The organism is Caproicibacter fermentans, from assembly GCF_009746625.1.
Taxonomy (GTDB): domain Bacteria; phylum Bacillota; class Clostridia; order Oscillospirales; family Acutalibacteraceae; genus Caproicibacter; species Caproicibacter fermentans.
Map to the genome: position 1 here is coordinate 1 of NZ_VWXL01000012.1, position 15,970 is coordinate 15,970.

General features: G+C 55.1%; 14 protein-coding genes and 1 pseudogene. 6 read left to right on the forward strand and 9 right to left on the reverse strand.

From position 1 onward, the window contains the following. Positions 1-380 precede the first annotated feature (380 nt). The 9 genes from CAFE_RS01775 to pseB form a co-directional block, all read right to left on the reverse strand. Positions 381-740, reverse strand: a complete 360-nt coding sequence (locus CAFE_RS01775; RefSeq protein WP_066643783.1) for a DUF4183 domain-containing protein — start codon at positions 738-740, stop codon at positions 381-383. Positions 741-927: 187 nt separating this feature from the next. Then, complete coding sequence (locus CAFE_RS01780; protein WP_066643782.1) at positions 928-1,899, reverse strand: glycosyltransferase; 972 nt, start codon at positions 1,897-1,899, stop codon at positions 928-930. 3 nt (positions 1,900-1,902) lie between these two features. Beyond that, a complete protein-coding gene (locus tag CAFE_RS01785; RefSeq protein WP_166525044.1) occupies positions 1,903-3,828 on the reverse strand; it encodes a motility associated factor glycosyltransferase family protein in 1,926 nt (641 codons plus the stop codon). Next, positions 3,825-4,160 carry a hypothetical protein gene (locus CAFE_RS01790; protein ID WP_139104012.1) on the reverse strand — a complete coding sequence of 112 codons (336 nt, stop codon included), beginning with the start codon at positions 4,158-4,160 and terminating at the stop codon, positions 3,825-3,827. The genes CAFE_RS01785 and CAFE_RS01790 overlap by 4 nt, the downstream gene beginning before the upstream one ends. Beyond that, complete coding sequence (locus CAFE_RS01795; RefSeq protein WP_066643779.1) at positions 4,114-4,380, reverse strand: hypothetical protein; 267 nt, start codon at positions 4,378-4,380, stop codon at positions 4,114-4,116. Before CAFE_RS01795 ends, CAFE_RS01790 begins: the two co-directional genes overlap by 47 nt. A 240-nt stretch (positions 4,381-4,620) precedes the next feature. Next, entirely contained in the window at positions 4,621-5,148 is a 528-nt protein-coding gene (locus tag CAFE_RS01800; RefSeq protein ID WP_166525045.1) for a GNAT family N-acetyltransferase, read from the reverse strand. Next, the gene (pseI, locus tag CAFE_RS01805) at positions 5,120-6,157 is read right to left on the reverse strand and encodes a pseudaminic acid synthase (protein WP_066643777.1); all 1,038 of its coding nucleotides are present in this window, start codon (positions 6,155-6,157) and stop codon (positions 5,120-5,122) included. The genes CAFE_RS01800 and pseI overlap by 29 nt, the downstream gene beginning before the upstream one ends. Positions 6,158-6,207: 50 nt before the next feature. Further along, the gene (gene pseC, locus CAFE_RS01810; RefSeq protein WP_156989644.1) at positions 6,208-7,425 is read right to left on the reverse strand and encodes a UDP-4-amino-4,6-dideoxy-N-acetyl-beta-L-altrosamine transaminase; all 1,218 of its coding nucleotides are present in this window, start codon (positions 7,423-7,425) and stop codon (positions 6,208-6,210) included. A gap of 43 nt (positions 7,426-7,468) precedes the next feature. Then, positions 7,469-8,482 carry a UDP-N-acetylglucosamine 4,6-dehydratase (inverting) gene (gene pseB, locus CAFE_RS01815; protein WP_156989645.1) on the reverse strand — a complete coding sequence of 338 codons (1,014 nt, stop codon included), beginning with the start codon at positions 8,480-8,482 and terminating at the stop codon, positions 7,469-7,471. Between the two features lie 215 nt (positions 8,483-8,697). On the opposite strand from pseB, the gene CAFE_RS01820 reads away from it, so the two are divergent. From CAFE_RS01820 to CAFE_RS20275, 6 genes and pseudogenes are all read left to right on the forward strand, one after another. Continuing rightward, on the forward strand, positions 8,698-9,588 hold the full coding sequence (locus tag CAFE_RS01820; protein WP_156989646.1) for an aldo/keto reductase: 891 nt from the start codon (positions 8,698-8,700) through the stop codon (positions 9,586-9,588). A gap of 4 nt (positions 9,589-9,592) precedes the next feature. Beyond that, on the forward strand, positions 9,593-10,270 hold the full coding sequence (locus CAFE_RS01825) for a cytidylyltransferase domain-containing protein (protein WP_066643773.1): 678 nt from the start codon (positions 9,593-9,595) through the stop codon (positions 10,268-10,270). Positions 10,271-10,317: 47 nt separating this feature from the next. Continuing rightward, positions 10,318-11,106, forward strand: a complete 789-nt coding sequence (locus CAFE_RS01830) for an SDR family oxidoreductase (RefSeq protein WP_156989647.1) — start codon at positions 10,318-10,320, stop codon at positions 11,104-11,106. 96 nt (positions 11,107-11,202) lie between these two features. Next, entirely contained in the window at positions 11,203-12,621 is a 1,419-nt protein-coding gene (locus tag CAFE_RS01835) for a DUF4183 domain-containing protein (RefSeq protein WP_156989648.1), read from the forward strand. 240 nt (positions 12,622-12,861) lie between these two features. Continuing rightward, on the forward strand, positions 12,862-13,110 hold the full coding sequence (locus CAFE_RS01840; protein WP_066643770.1) for a DUF2442 domain-containing protein: 249 nt from the start codon (positions 12,862-12,864) through the stop codon (positions 13,108-13,110). A 264-nt stretch (positions 13,111-13,374) separates the two neighbouring features. Then, positions 13,375-15,970: pseudogene (locus tag CAFE_RS20275) on the forward strand (hypothetical protein); the annotation flags it as partial.

A 15,970-nucleotide genomic window follows, 5' to 3' on the forward strand; every position in this document is an offset into this window, starting at 1 on the left:
TCATATTCCTGTTTGGTATCAGCTTAAACGCTATGACCGGCTGCGTCTATGGGAGCCTGTTGCGCGGGGAGTGGTTGTCCTCTCGTACCGTTCCATTCCCTTAGTGTAATTATACTAGGGCGCACTTTCAATTCCTTTCCGCGTTCTTCTTCCCGGTCGGCTTCCGCTTCGACTTCGTCCTGCGTCTTACCGCAGAGACTTCCAGCCGCTGTCTTCTCCTTCAATGAGTATAAAAAAAGCAGGGCATTCGCCCCGTAATTTCCAACCGAAAATTATGAATTTTCAGATGCCCAATTTTTCTACAAATTTGGCGGGGGCCTTCCGGGGAAAAACCGGAAGGCCCTTTTACTGAATCAGTCAGGTGCTTTTTACGGCAGAGGTTACGGCACAACCACTTTCCCTGTAGAGCCGAGTTTTCCAAGGGTGAGAGTGATGGGCGTACCGGATGCGATTGTATAGGTAGCGGTACCGTTGTTTACAAAGTGGACACTTGAATCGGTAACGACCGTGACGTTGGTACTTTGCTGCAATACGCCGTTGATAAACATCTGGTATTTACCGTCAACTCCCGGCGAAGCAAATCCAGTTGCAGTTGCGCCGCTGCCCGTGGACCATCTTGCGGCCGACCATGTTGCCGAGGCGTTTACCGCGATAGGCGTAGACGCGGTTACCGTAGTAAAGTAGTTGGTATCCAGAATGGACGAGGATGTGGATGCCAGTTGAAATAATTTGATTGCCATACTATTTTCTCCTTTCCGTATGAATCCTAATACGGAAGGACCGACTCTGATTTCAATCAGCAAGATTATTGACGCGGCTTGCGGCCACCCGATTCGTCAGGAGCAGCGCATCCGTATTAAGCTACTTTATTTTATGTCGGTTATCTCTTCCCGGTGACACAGGGTAGGACGACTTTAACGCTAAGTGTTAGCAGATTTTGATTTTTTCCATCATTTCCCGAATGACGGAAGTCTCGATTTCCGGCCCGGGTATGCGGGCATCCGCTTCTTTCCTGAGAGCGAGACAGATTTTCAAGTCCTCCAGCGCTTCCCGGTTCCGGCCAAGCCGGCGGTACAGTTCCGCGCGCAGAATCAGCAGATCGCTGTAAAAGAAATAAAGCCGGAGACCTTCGCCAAGGATTTCCTCGGCCTCCTCATACCGTCCGAGGGACAGCAGGGAAACCCCCAGGCATTTGTACAGCTGCGGACCGTAAAAGCGCCCGCAGCCGATCGTTTGGCGCGCCTGTTCCAAAGAGGCGGCGCTTTCCCGGCAATTTTCGCGATTCAGGAATTCGATCCCTTCCAGATACCTCACGTAGCTGTCCTGCGGGTGTTCCTCCAGATCTTTTTCCAGAAGGCGTTTCCGTTCCTCCAACTGCCATCCCACTGCTTTTTCTCCGCGGTGCGCAATGCAAAGACGGGAATCACAGATGGAGAAAAGGACTTCATCCGGAATCCATTCAAAGGAGCGGCAGCAAAAGCGATATTCTTCCCGGTTACGGATCAGCCGGAGAAACTGTGTGTGGGTAGTGATATTGCGTTCTTTCGGGTCGCAGCCAATAGAAAAGAGATAGCCTTCCGCATTGGGGTTCTTCAGAAGAAACTTCAGCTTTTTACGGCCATCCTCAGAAATTTCCTCGTCTGCCTGTAGGAACAGCACCCATTTTCCGGCTGCGTGCTCCATGCAGAAATTCTTGATTTTACTGAAATCGTCTTCCCACACGGGCCGGTATACTTTTGCTCCCGCCCGTTCCGCCAGCTCGACCGTTCGGTCGACGGAGCCGAGGTCGGCCACAAGAATTTCGTCGGCGGTTTCCTGCATGTCGTTCAGACAAACGGGAAGAAACGCCTCATCATTTTTCGTAATGACGCACAGACTGAGCTGCTTTTCTTTAGCCATAGCTCACACCGCCTTTTCCCGCGGCTCTTCCGAAAAAGCACGGAGGGAATCCGCCGCTTCTGCCAAAGTGACGGAAAGGCTCTGACAGACCACACGAAGATCATTGTAAAACCGGCTCTGAAGGCTAAATGCCTGCGCCGTTTTTTCCGGCGTATCGACCGTCCCCAACCGGTCCAGCAGGTGAAAATAAGCGCATTTCAACTGTTGAAAAAAGGTGCGGCACAAGACGTTTTCCGCAAATTGATGAAACGCGTCGATATTTTCCTGATAGGCTTCCTCCAGTGTCCGGCGGTCTTGTTCTTTCTCCCTGCTGCACAGCAGCAGCATCTTGTCGCATTTCAGCTTTTTTAAATTCATTTCCTTAGCAAGATTGCGGAATAAAACGGCGTAGCGTTCCACGTCGGTGATGAAACCGCCGAGCCGCGTCCTGCGCTCCGCGATGGAGATGTTCGCCTTGTATTCCGAAATCAGTTCGCCGACCCGGGACGGGATCGGCTCGACGCAGTATTGCCGGATCAGTTCGCCGAGCTCAGCCCGGTCGGCTCCGTGGATTCTTGCGCCGCCGTCCGTGGCGTTATAGAAACGATGCTCCGGATGGTCCTCGATGATGTGCTCCAGGCCCAGCCGGAAATCCGCCCAAAGCCGGTTGGAGGGAATCATAGTTCCGCTGTTTCCTTCCACATAGACCGTGGGAATGGCATGAATCCGTTCTCTTGCCTGCTTTCCGGTTTCCTGTGAAATGACCGCGTCTTTGCTGTGCGTGAGGCCGTCCGGTCCGTAGGCGAAATCCTGCCCCACAAATATGATGGGATCGGCGCCTAGGTACATTGCTATGCACGTCGCAAAATGTGATACGTTTGCACCCGCGTCCAACTCGCTCCCGTCGCCCAGGTTTTGGTTGAACCAACGGTTCAAGTCTTCCCCCTTGCGGAGGATGGGGATTTTTTCTCCGGCAAAAGAGCGAAAGACTCTCGGGTCAGTTACCGCGAGCGCAAGGAGGGCAATGTCGGGGGAATAATTCCGGTCTTTAAAATGGTACAGATAGGTGTATTTTGTCCGTTCGACGATTGCCAGAATATCCGGAGTGATTCCGCTTTTGGTGAGCGGAACAATGGCCGACTCCACGCAGAGGATCAGGGCCTTGCCGTGAATCCCTTTGAGCTTCTGGATGCTTCGGTCCAGCGACGGGCCGTTGGAAATGATGAATGCCGGAACGTTCCTGTATTTTTCCTTCAGGCAGCTCGGGTACGGGTTTTCCAGAATCTCCCGGACGTTGGCCAGCATGTTCCTCAGGCCGGTCATGTTGTCCTGATGACTGTTTCCGAGCAGGGATGACAGAAAACACAGATCCCGAAAAAGATACCGGTGGATTTCAAGATACTCCGTTTTAAAGTTCCGCACGGCGGGTAAGGAAAGCACAACGGCCGGATGCGTGACGCCGAAAAAGAGCATATTGTAGAATAGCTCCTGAAACGCCTCTCTAAAGTAAGAGCTGTCCCCGATGAGAAATACGATCTTGTTTTCCTGAATCAGTTGAGACAGGTCGAAATAATACAGCATAGCCTTGAACAAATAGCGGTCCTGTTCAAACACGACCACAAGCGTGTGGGGCTCTTTGTGGGCGAACAGCTCGAAAAGCGCATACCCAAATCCGGTCCCGTAAAGGAACACCTCGGCCGGTCCTCCTGGCGCAATCGATTGATACCAGGTTTTCGCTTCCCGGATCGGATGTTCGCTCGTAATATGGAAGCTGACGTCCCCTTGCCGGTAACGGCAGACGGGGTACCCCTCCTCATTGTAGGTGACTTCTATTTTTTCCCGGAGCTCACTGTCAGAAATTTCAGACATGGAGGCTTTCAGCCATGGCGACAGCAGCGCAAGGTTTTTTTCATACATCTCTTTTGTCTCGTCCGGTTTGGCTGTTTTCATATTTCGCCGCCCCCCTTCCGCCATTCATTGGTCAAGGGAATGAGTGTGTCCTCCAGCAGATCGGTAAGACCGGTAATATCCCGATTCCGCATGGAAAGATACAGCCTTTGAAGGGGGAGCAGCAGGCGGTTCAGGTCAATCTGCGGCTCCCGCGAAAGCCGGTCGGTTTCGACCGCGTGCTCCAGCTCCTCCATGGCGTTCAAAAAGCTGTCCATGCCCTCGTTGTCCTCTCCGACCCGGAAATGCCCGACCGCCGCTTCCAAAAATTTCAGCAGACGCTTCTTTTCAGGCTTTGGCTGCATTGGGTCCGTTTCCGCCGTCGTCTTCTCCATCGACTAATTCCCTCCATCCGTTTAGCTGATAGGCCTTTAAATGTTCCAGCGTTCCGAAAACCTGGATTTGGACCGCGTTGTCAAAATCACTGAGGATTTTGTTTTCCTCATCCTCTTCCGCCTTCGATAAGATCACATCCTTCAGCGGACCGGCTTCCTCCCGTATAGCAGCGATTAGGCTGCGGAATTCCGGAATTTTCGCTTCTTCGCTCCGTTCCATCTGAGTTCCTCCCATTCGGCACAGTTTCTTTATGAAAATTCTGCTTCGTTACTGCATTCTATTCGGCCGACGGCGCAAGGTGTTACGTTCTCAGCCGGAATCATGGCACGTTATCTTCATCTTTATAATCAGAGCAAAAGGGTCCGGGTCGGCCGGATCATGACAATGCTATTGCCGATGGAAGAAAGTCCTGCCGCGCTGGAAAGGAATCAATTCGCATGTCGCGTGCCGATTGCCGGGTCAGCGCCCGCACGAATCACGATCATTAATCTTCCTCGGCTTTTCCAACCGGTAGGTTTGGCTGTAAAGAAGAAATCCTGCCTGTTCCGCGGCCTTTTGCGAAGCGCAATTCCCTGTAAGAATTACGGCTTCGAGCTTTTTCAGCTTGAAATGTTCAAAAGCATAGGCGCTTATCGCCCGGATTGCCTCGGTGCCGAAGCCCCTGCCCTGCGATAGAGGATCGATGAAATAGGAAACGTCGACCGATTCTCCGCACAGATTCTGCAGGCCGGCAATCCCGGTTTTTCGACCGCTTGCTTTTTCGGTAACCATGAAATCAAACCTTGTCGCGTCGTCCCGGTATTTTTCAAACCACGCCAAGTGCGTTTCCATCGTGAGTGGAATTTTCGACCGAAAGAAGCGGATGATTTGCCCGTTGCTGCGCCATGCCACGATCTGGGCGGCGTCTTCCCAGGTAATGCCGCGGTAAAGCAGCCGGTCCGATTCGAAGCAGGCGTTTTTATCCCGGGCCAAAGAGTCCGAATTCAATCGGCTCACCCCTTTCAATGTCCCGCAGCGCGCGTTTCCCAAGAGCGTGGGAATAATATTTGGGCTTCATGCCGCAGCCGGGACGGATCACGCGGATATTCTCCTCGGTGAGAAGCTCGCCGGCCCTGATGCTTTTCACGGCGAACACGGAGCGCCGGAGCGGCATGCTTTCCTTTTCGAGGGTGGACGTTCCGCCCGCCTTCCCGCCGATGATCTCCGCCGCCGTCCTCACGTTTTTCACCATTTTGCGGAATTCGCCGGGTTCCAGGGAAAAGGCTTTGTCCGCACTGTCGATGCCGCGGCTCAGGCACAGATGCTTTTCGATCGCGCAGGCGCCCAGCGAAACGGCGACAACGTCTGCAATGCTTCCCGGCGTATGGTCCGAAAAGCCGACGGGAAGCGAAAAGGTTTTTCTCAGTTCGGGGATGGCCGCAAGGTTCATATCGCCGTATCTCGCCGGATATTCGCTGCAGCATTTCAGCAGCACGACCTCACGGTTGCCGCGCCCGTACGCCGCCCGCTGTGCCTCGCCGATTTCTTCTAAGGAGGCCATGCCGCACGACAGCAGGAGCGGCTTTCTCTTTGAGGCGGCATACTCGATCAGCGGCAGATCCACCAGTTCAAACGACGCGATTTTAAAGCATGGAACATTCAGCGCATCCAAAAAATCCACGGCGCTGCGGTCGTAGGGCGTAGAAAAAAAGTCCAGCCCAAGTTTCATGCATTCGTCCCGGATCACGCCATGCCATTCCCACGGGGTACTGGCCTCCTTGTAAAGCTCGTAAAGCAGCCTGCCGTCCCAAAGACCGCCTTTGATTCGAAAGCAGTCGCGGCTGCAGTTAATCGTCATGGTGTCGGCCGTGTAAGTTTGCAGTTTCAGCCCGTCCGCCCCCGCTTCTTTGGCCGCCCGAACGATTTTCAGGGCGTTTTCAAGGCTTCCCGCGTGGTTCGAGGACATTTCCGCAATGATGTAAGGTCCGCGGCCGCAGAGTTTCTCATAGAAAGTCATACTGTCTTCTCCTGCCAATCTCACGAAAGTCGGTGGGGAAGGGAATCCCGCTATCCCGGTTTTCTGTAAAAGCCGATTACTTTTTTTACGGCGCATACCACGTCGGCAGCATCCTGGTCCGTCATGGAGTAAAAAAGAGGGAGGGTCAGCGAGGCCCTGTAGTGTTCCTCCGCATTCGGACAGAGTCCCTCCCGATAGCCAAGCCGTTGGTAATACGGCATCAGATAGACCGGGATATAATGGATGGCCGCGCCGATATTTTCGGCACGAAGCGCCTTGAGTACGGCGTCCCTGCCGGCTGTCAGCTTTTCCGTGTCGAGGCGGACGACATAAAGATGCCGGACCGTGTCCGATAAAGGGATTTCTTTCGGAAGAATGATTTCCGGCATCGGGGAGAATTCTTTGTTGTAAAAAGCAGTTAGTTCTTTTCTCCTTTTTGAAAACCGCTCCAGTTTATCCAGTTGACTGCAGAGAAGCGCCGCCTGCAGATCGGTAATGCGATAGTTGTAACCCAAAGCCTGCTGCTCGTAATAACATTCGTTTTCATTTCTGCGGATCCATTTTTCTCTTTCGCGCGTGATGCCGTGTTTCCCGTAAAGCCGGGCCTTTTCGCAGAGTGAATCGTCGTTGGTCGTGACGGCTCCGCCCTCCCCGGCGGTCACGGTTTTGACCGGGTGAAAGCTAAAAGCGGTCAGGTCGGCGATGCTGCCCACCGTTCGGTTGTCATACCGCGTGCCCATGGAATGCGCCGCGTCTTCGATCAGAATCAGATTGTGCTTTCGGCACAAGTCGCCAAGGGCGTAGAGGTCCGCCGCTTGCCCCATGTAGTCCACCGCGATGATTGCCTTGGTGCGGTCCGTAATCTTTTGCTCCGCCGCCTCCGGCGAAAGATTCCAGGAATGGGGGTCGATGTCGGCAAACACGGGAATTCCTCCGCAATACAGCACGCAATTTGCGCTGGCGGCAAACGTCATCGGGGGAACGATGACCTCATCTCCGGCTCCAATGCCGGCCGCGAGACATGCCGTGTGCAGGGCCGCCGTGCCGCTCGACACCGCTACGCAGCAGGCGGCCCCCGTCACCTTGCATAACTTTTGCTCGGCCTTCTCGATCATGGGGCCGCAGGTTAGGAAATCGCTTTTCAGCACCCGCGTTACGGCGGCGATATCGTCCCCGTCAATATACTGTCTGCCATAGCTCAGAAAAGTATCGCGCACCGGTTTGCCTCCGTTCACGGCAAGCGGCGCAGCCGCGTTTTTGTTCTCCATTTGATGTATCAGAACCTCCCCATACAACAGCCGATGCCGAAAATCAATCGGCGGAATGGCCGTTTTCAAACGGGATCTTTGTCAGCAAGGACTGGAGCCGGCTTACATTCAGCCACTGCGTATTGGTGCCGGAACAATACTCAAACCGATACGGGACCTTTTTGGCGCCGTCCAGATTGTACTTGCCGGGGTCGCACCAGTCCATGCGCGGATAGATGACGTAATGCTTTTCGTATTCGTAGGTGGTAAGAGAATCCTCTTTCGTAATCATGACCTCGTGCAGCTTTTCGCCTTCCCGGATGCCGACTTCCGGCATTTCGCAGCCGGGGCAGATCGCCTGAGCAAGGTCCGTAACCTTGAAGGAGGGGATTTTTGAAATATAGGTTTCTCCTCCATAGGACTCGCTCAGCGCCTTCAGGACAAGGTCGACGCCTTCCTCGAGCGTGATCCAAAACCGTGTCATGCTGTGGTCCGTTATTGGCAGAGAAGTCGAGCCCTTTTCGACAAGGGAGCGGAAATAAGGAATAATGGACCCCCTGCTTCCGGCGACATTGCCGTAGCGCACAATGGAAAAAACCGTTTTTTTCGCGCCCGCGTAAGCGTTGGCGGAAATAAACAGTTTGTCGGAAACCAGCTTGGTGCCGCCGTAAAGGTTTACCGGGTTGACCGCCTTATCGGTGGACAGGGCGACGACTTTTTTAACATTCGAGTCGATCGCGGCGTCGATCACGTTGTAAGCCCCGAGAACATTGGTCTTTACCGCTTCAAACGGATTGTATTCGCACGCGGGAACCTGTTTCATCGCCGCCGCGTGCACCACGTAGTCCACCCCGTCAAAAGCCCGGTAAAGCCGTTCCTTATCCCTGACGTCGCCGATGAAAAAGCGCATTTTATCAAGGTGCTTTGCAAACGTCATTTTCATCTGCCACTGCTTGAACTCGTCGCGTGAAAAAATAATCACCTTTTTAGGGTCGTAGTTTTCTAATACGCGCTTGGAAAACGCCTTCCCAAAGGATCCGGTTCCGCCGGTGATCAGCACCGTTTTTCCATTCAGCATACTACACCTGCTTTTCCCTTTGCTTCGCCGCAGCAACAGCGAAGTTTTATTTTATCCTTTCTCAATTTATGTTTCTATGGAAAAAATGTGCGCCGTAATGACTCGGGAGGATCGGGTTTCGCATATATTTGGGGCGGAAAAAATATATTGTAGGAAGATGGGACGGCTCATTGGGCGGACGGGAAATGACAGGGATCACGAGAGGATGACGCAAGATGAAACTGGCGCTGGGCACGGCGCAGCTCGGAACCGATTATGGCATTCAGGGAAACGGCAAACCTGATCCGAAAGAGGCGAGAAAGCTGCTGGACGCCGCTCTGGAGTTGGGGATTTCCCTGTTCGATACGGCGGCGGACTATGGCGACGCCGAGGTTCTTCTGGGAGATTATCTTGCAAAAAGCGGCGCGCGGGATTCCGCCCGGGTCGTGACCAAGCTGAGGCAGGGGGTCCTGGACGGCGTTCCCGAAAAGAAATACGAAGCCGTCCTGGAACAGAACATCGAACAAAGTATGCACAGGCTGAAGAGCGATCGTCTGGACGGCCTTTTGTTTCATAACGCGGAATATGTTTTCCGCACGCCCGCCGTGGAAGCGTTGATCGGGGAAAAATACCGAGGGGCCGTGAACCGAGTCGGGGTGTCGGTATATGCCCCCGCGGAAGCGGAGGCAGCCCTTGCCTATGACGGCCTTGACGTGATTGAGGTGCCGTACAACGTTCTGGACCGGCGACTCGACCGGAGCGGATTTTTTCGAAGGGCCAGGGAGCGCGGAATGACGATTTTCGCGCGCAGTTCGCTGCTGCAGGGGCTTTTGACGATGCCGCCCGAACGGCTCCCCGATTTCATGGGCTTTGCGGCGCCTTATGTCGCGCAGTTTCAGGAGCTGTGCGGGGAAGTGTCTCTTTCGCCGCTGGAGTGCGCGGCGGGCTTTGCCGCCGCGCACCCATACATCGATTACCTGATTTTCGGCGCGGACAGCGTGAAGCAGCTTGAGGAATATGCCCGCGCCGCCCGAAAGGGGATGGACCCGGAGGCATATCGGCTGATCTTTTCAGAATTTCAGGATGTTCCCGAACGGGTGGTCACCCCGTTCCTTTGGAGAAAGTGAGGGGATGCCAGTGCTGCCGTATCTGGCGATCGTACAGGCGCGGATGGGTTCGTCCCGGCTGCCGGGAAAGGTCATGGCCGATCTGTGCTCCAAACCGATCGTCTGGCATGTAATCGAAAGGCTCAGGCTGTCGGAAAGGGTGGGGGGGATCGTCGTGGCGATTCCTACGGGCGCGAGGGACGACGTCCTGTCCGCTTATCTGCATGAAATCGGCGCGGAGGTTTTCCGCGGGAGCGAGACCGACGTCCTGAGCCGTTTCTGTCAGGCTTCCCGGGCGCACCCGTCCCATGCGATCGTGCGTGTTACCGCGGACAATCCGCTTTTTGATCCAAAGGTGCTCGACGAAACCGTCAAATATTTTGAAAAGGGCGGGTACCGCTATGCCCGTACCGAGGGGTTCCCGCTTGGCGTCGGCGCGGAGGTGTTTACGGCTTCGCTGCTGGAGGAAGCGAACGGCAGGGCCATCACGCCCTATGAGCGCGAGCATGTCACCCCGTATATGTATACTTCGCAGGAAAGCCGCGGCGCTTATAACTGCGGGAAAAACCGCAGCCGTATCCGGTTTACGGTGGACACGGAAGAGGATCTCCTTTTCATGCGGAAAATTTACGGGCATTTTTTCAGGGGAGTTCACAATTTTTTTCTTGATGACATCCTTGCTTATCTTGGGGAAGAAATCTGACCTTCTCCGGGACGGACGGGATAAAACGGACGCGGAGGCGAATTGTTTTGAACAGTCTTTTTGATCTGACGGGCAGGACGATTGTTGTCGTCGGCGGGGCCGGCTACCTGGGCGGGCCGCTCTGCGAGGCTTTCGCGCAATACGGCGCCTCGCTGGTCGTCGCTTCGAGGAATGTCGCGCGCTGCCGGGCGCTGGCGGAGGAATTATCCGCGAAATACAAGATCGCAGCGCTGGGGGAACGCGTCGATATTCTGGATACCGACAGCATCCGGCTTTTGTTCCGCACTGCCAGCGAGCGGTTCGGAAAAATTGACGCCTTGGTCAACAATGCGTATTCGTCCGTTTTCGGCTCTGTCGAAACGATGACCGACGAACTGTGGGATCGGGGAATTCAGGGGACGGCCGGCGGGGCTTTCCGCTGTGTCCGTGAGGTTCTGCCGTACATGCTGAACCGGCAATACGGGAAAATTATCAATATTGCGTCCATGTACGGCGTGATGGCGCCGAATCCCGAACTATACGGCGGCGACAGCAGAATCGGCAGCCCTGCTTGTTACGGCGCCGGAAAGGCCGCTGTGATTCAGCTGACAAAATACATTGCCGCCTATTACGGCAGGCGGGGTATCCTGGCAAACTGCATCTCCCCCGGCCCGTTTCCTCATCAGAATGTTCAGGAGAACCGGGATTTCATGACCGCGCTCGGAGAAAAAACCATGCTGGGGCGTTTCGGCCGCCCGGAGGAACTCATGGGAGCCGCCGTGTTTCTGGCCAGCGATGCGTCCAGTTACATCACGGGGCAAAACCTCTGCGTTGACGGCGGAGCGACCTCCTGGTGAATATCCGCTGAGCGGCACGAGAATGTGTCACAGAATGCGTCTGGGGAATAATATAAAAGGGATCGCGGCTAAGAATTATTGCCCGGGGTGAACGCCATGTCAAATCTTTGTCCTTTCATTACCTGCCGGTTGACCGACCGATACGGAACTGTCGTCAGTCCATACGATCCGGGCGTCATTCTCTATACGGTGCTGCCTCTTTCGGGGAATAAGGTAAAACAAAAGAACCTGTCGGTCGCAATAGAAGGTTATGTATCAGTATATTTGGATGAAAAAAGAATTTCCGTCCCGATTCCGTTTTATATCGTTCAGTCCGTCCAGGTTTCTGCCCCCAAAAGGAGTTTTTTCACCTTTCAGCTGCAGAGCTTTCATTGCTGGGCGCTTCCCTGCGGCTGCAGGGAAAATCCCGGATTTGAGCGAGTCAAGCTGCTGATTCGCATGGAAACGGTCGTTTTCGCCAAGAAAGACTGCAGCCTGCTCGTCCCCCGGATAGATTCCCGTCTGCGGGAAATCGACCGTGTTTGCATCTGTGCGAACAGGATTTTTGACAGTGTCCGCTTTTGCAGCGGATGCTGTATCTGTTATAAAAATGTCGAGCTCCGCGCGGAGCTCTCCCAATACAACGCCGTTTCCGACGGCGTCAGGCGGACTTACCGCGACTGCGACGAACTGAAAAAATACGGCGGGGAGGGAATCCTCTCCCCGGAAGAAGTTTCCTATTACGATGTATTCGTAAACGGCGTACTGCAGCCAAAACCAACCTATCTTTTGAAAAGGGGAGAACTGACGTTTAAAACGCAGGACGTTCCTGCCAAAGGGGCGCCCGTCATTATTTTATTTACCACATGGAGAAATGTGGACTGCCAAATCATGGAGGTTTCCGATTGGCAGTACAACGCCGTTTCCGACGGAGTGAAAAAGAAATACACCGATGAAGACGAAATAAAAGAGTATGGAGCCCAGGGGATTCCCTCTCCCTGTGAGGTGTCCTATTTCAATCTCTTTATCAACGGCGTCCTTCAGCCGAAAGTAAACTACCGGGTTCGAAAGGGCCTTTTGGAACTGACCACATCGGACGCCCCCTCGAAAGGAGCTCCCGTCATTCTGGAATCCATCGCCATTCGTGATTCGGAAGGCCGCCTTTTCCACGCGGAGGCCTTCCACTACAACGCATACTCCTGCGGTGGGAAAATTTATACAAACCGGGATGAGATCCGCATGTACGGGGAAAATGGAATTCCGAATCCGAATTCGGTTTTTTATCAGAATTTGTTTATTAACGCCGTCCTGCAGCCGCATGTGAACTACATCGTGCAGCAGGGCTGCCTTTTGCTTGAAACAAGGGACTGTCCGACCGTCGCGGCCCCCATTACGCTGCAGTCCGTCGGCGGCGGCTGCGAACTGCCGCACTGTGAAACACAGATGTCCGACGCGGCGCTTGCACAGTGGAAAAGGGAGTATTCCTGTGGAGAGAATCCCGGCTTATCCCCCGATATTGTGCCGGGCGGGGACTAATGGCGAAAGGCCCCCGCCCGGCGGCAACAGAAGGATCACCTCGATATTGCTTTTGATGATCGATTCTGTCGGTTCATAAGCCCCTCTCAATCAAATAGCTTACGCAGCAAGTCCGGAACCTTTTCGGGCTTGCTGTTTTACTGTTTTAAAATACCCCATTTGGGGTATTTGCTATGCCGGCTTCCGATTGTATGATATACGGGATACCGGTATTAGAATTTGACGGAAAGGGACGGTAAAATGAGCAGGATCATCGGAGTCATCCCGCATGACGATTATACCTTAACCATCGCTCTGAGCAATGGGGATAAAATTATTTTAGATATGAGGAAAAAAGTCGACACGATTTTTTTTCAGAGCCTGAAATCTCCGGAAAAATTCAGAAACGTGCATTTCGAGGATAAACGGATTTTTTGGGACGGAGGCACGCCTAATCTTCCGCTGGGTTTCACGCTGGACAATATCCTGTTCGACATGCGGGATGAATAAACCCCTGAAAAGTCTAATTGCGACCGGGTAGAAAAGCATGAAACAAACCTGATAAGGTAAGCGGCAAGACCGCAACCGGAAACGGCCCCGGCACGGCATATATCATGTTCGACGTGTACGACAATAAAAACAAACTCCTGACCCACGCGTCCGTACGGGTGGACGTGAAAACGGGAATCCGGCCGAGGGGCGACTCCACCAGGCAGATCGGCGTGTTTTAGCCGGAAGGCGAACAAAACTTGATAATACAAGGAGAGAAAAAGAATGAACAGTAACTCAATCAGTCAAAAAGCGCTTTCTTTCTTATTATGTTTCACGATGATCCTGAGCGTTTTCGGGGTGGACACGGCGGGTGCGTTCGCCGCGGTAAACGACAGCGGGACAATGCGGAACGGCGCTCCCGTCACGCTGTACCTTGACAGCGGCGATATTGTCATTACAGAGAACGGGTACTCCGTGGGCGGCGGGGATGAGGTTCTCTGCACCGGCGGCTACGTGATTACGCAGAACGGCAGCGGTGATGTCAGCCACACGATCACTGTCAAGAGCGGCACGCAGGACATTACGCTTCAAGACGTGCACGCAAAATCTGCCCACGGCGCGGCCTTTGAAATAGAAAGCGGCGCGGAAGCCGACATTACGCTCGTTGGCAGCAATTCGCTGGATTCAAGCGGCAGCAGCGACTTCTGCGCCGGGCTTTCGGTCAACGCAGACAGCGCGGTGCGTATCTCGGGAACCGGTTCTCTGACGGCTTACGGCCAACTATTATACGCCGCTGGCATCGGCGGAAATTATAACCAAAGCTGCGGCACGGTCGAAATTTCCGGCGGCACGGTTGAGGCGCACAGCGGCACCAACGCCGCGGGCATCGGCGGCGGCTATAGCGGCTCCGGCGGCACCATCAAGATCACCGGCGGCACGGTCACGGCGTACGGAGGCGCAGGCGGCGTGGGCATCGGCGGCGGAATGGACGGCTCCGGCGGCACCATCACGATCAGCGGCGGCACGGTCACGGCAAAAGCAGATCCGAACGGAGACGCGGATATCGGCAATGGCCACAACGGCGGCAAAAACTGCTCTCTGGCCGTTTCAGGCGGCGCCACTGTGACCATGCAAAGCGGTTTGGGGACGGACGCATCGCCTTTTACCCACAAGGACTGCACAATCATCATCGGCGGCACCACAACAAAATATGATGCTGACGGACATGCAATCGAGATTAGGACGTTGTACCTTGACAATGGCGACATCGTCATTACAAAGAACGGGTACTCCGTGGGCGGCGGGAATGAGGTTGCCTACAGAGGCCGTTACAAGATTACGCACAGCGATGCTGTCAAGGACAGCGATAAGGTCAAGCACAGTATCACTGTTGAGAGCGGCACACAGGACATTACCCTGCAAGACGCGCACGCCAAACCTACCCACGGCGCGGCCTTTGAAATAGAAAGCGGCGCGGAAGCCGACATTACGCTTGCAGGCAGCAATTCGCTCGACACAAGCGAGAGCAGCAGCAAACGCGCCGGGCTTGCGGTCAACGCGGGCAGCACGGTGTGCATCTCGGGAACCGGTTTTCTGACGGCAACCGGCAAGATGAATAGCGCGGGCATCGGCGGAAATGGTGAGAGTAGCTGCGGTACGGTTACAGTCTCCGGCGGCACGGTCACGGCGACCGGCGGCAGCGACGGCGCGGGCATCGGCGGGGGACTGAACGGCTCCGGCGGCACCGTTACGGTCAGCGGCGGCACGGTCACGGCAAACGGAGGTTATAACGGCGCGGGGATCGGCGGCGGCTACAACGGCAAAGGCGGCACCGTTACGGTCAGCGGCGGCACGGTTACGGCGACCGGCGGCAGCGGCGGCGCGGGCATCGGCGGCGGAAAGTACTTTACCAACGGCGGCGCGGGCGGTACTGTTACCATTTCCGGTGCGGACACGCAGGTGACTGCCAAAGGGCAGGACGGAGAAGACATCGGGTCCGGCGAGAAGAATGATAGCGGCGGCAGCCTGACCGTGGGCGACGTCAGTACAGTCGACGGCCCGGCGGTGAAACTGCTTTCGGCGGGAACGAACGCGTCAAACCCGGATGACAGCCGTCCTCAGTTCATGAACTGCGTAATTCATGGCGCGGGCGCTAAGGACGCAAGCGGAAATGACCTTAGCGGCTGTTACGATGCGAACGGCAAAATCAGGCTGGAAGTGACCATTCCGACACTCGCTTCCGCAAAGATAGGCGAAACGGTCACGCTGAGCGCGAGCGTCACAAAACACAATCCGGATGTTCAAAAATATCAATTCAATTCCGCGTCCCTTCCCGGAACGGTTCAGTTCACCGGGAACGGCACCTCACTCGGTTCTCCCGTGGGGGTGACAAACGGCACGGCGCAGATCAGCTGGACGCCAGCGAACGGAAACAAAGTCTCGCTGAAAGCGGCCTATGTTCCGGCGACAGATGACCGTTACGCTCCGGCGGAATCCGCGCCTATCGATTATACGCCGGGAAAAATAACGCCGGCTATCCAGACGGCCCCGACGGCCTCGCCGGTCAAAGCGGGCGAGAAGCTATCCGCGTCCGTATTGACGGGAGGCGTCGCGGCGGCGAACGGCAAGCAAATTCCCGGCGCGTTCTCATGGGCGCATCCGGATATGACGGTTGCCGGCTCCGGAAGCTACGAGGTGATTTTCACGCCGACGGATACGGCGGATTACAATACGGTCGGCGGCATTCTGGTAGCGGTGACGGTATCCGGGGGAAAAATAACGCCGGCTATCCAGACGGCCCCGACGGCCTCGCCGGTCAAAGCGGGCGAGAAGCTATCCGCGTCCGTATTGACGGGAGGCGTCGCGGCGGCGAACGGCA